Origin of the sequence: Nocardiopsis prasina DSM 43845 (assembly GCF_000341265.1) — a bacterium.
Taxonomy (GTDB): Bacteria; Actinomycetota; Actinomycetes; order Streptosporangiales; family Streptosporangiaceae; genus Nocardiopsis; species Nocardiopsis prasina.
In genome coordinates this window covers 1-839 of the sequence record NZ_ANAE01000058.1, presented here as the reverse complement: position 1 = coordinate 839, position 839 = coordinate 1, and the positions used below count along the sequence as shown (strand labels likewise).

Sequence of the window (839 nt, the reverse complement as noted above, 5' to 3'; positions counted from 1 at the left end):
CCCCCCCCCACCCGCACCGGCAGGTTCGACCCCGCGGTGCAGGCCGACCGCCCCAGCGAGGAGCGCGACCGCCTGGACTGGACGCTGACCTGGGCGGTTCCGATCGCGCCCGAGGGCGGCGCCGCCCCGCTGCCCGACGACGTCGCCGCGGTGGTGCACGCGCCCACCCCCACCGACGACACGCTCGCCCTGCCGGCGCTGCTCATCGGCACGTTCCCGCTGGGCCCCGACCGCCGCCGCGTCGCCGCCGGCCCGGCCGCCGAGGCCCTCATCGTCGAAGCCGCCGACACCTACTGCGACCTGCTCTGCCGCCTCGACGCCCGCGCCGCGCTGGAACTCGTGCCGCAGTCGCCGATGGGCAGCGGCGAGTTCGACGGCCGCTTCCGCGCCGCCGCGGCCAAGACGCTGCCGGACACCCCGTTCCTGCGCACCGCCGGCGGCGAACCCGTGCGTCCGCGCGACGCGGTCGCCGCCGACGGCGGCCCGGGGGTCGTCTCCGTGCTGTCCGACGTGGTCGCCGCAGTACTGCCCGGCGACCTGAACCCCTACCATCCGGCGCTCGCCCAGCTGCGCGTGCGCCGGCTGGGTCTGGCCGAGCTCGCCGACCTGCTCGGCGACCTCGACCGCGAGCCCGCCTGGTGGGTGCGCCTCTACGCGGCCCTGCGCGCAGCCGGGCAGAACGGCGCCGACCTCGGGGAACTCGGCGCGCTTCCGGTGCCGCTGGCCGACGGCCGCCTGGTGCGCGGCCCCCGGGGGCTGCTCCTGCCCGCCGCCGACAGCTTCGGCGCCGCCGAGGCCGCGCAGCTGGCCCCGCTGGGATTGCGCATCGTGCACCCCGA

Annotated in this window: 1 pseudogene; it reads left to right on the top strand. The window is 78.7% G+C overall.

From position 1 onward, the window contains the following. Window positions 1-839, top strand: a pseudogene (locus tag D452_RS30610) (ATP-binding protein); the annotation flags it as partial.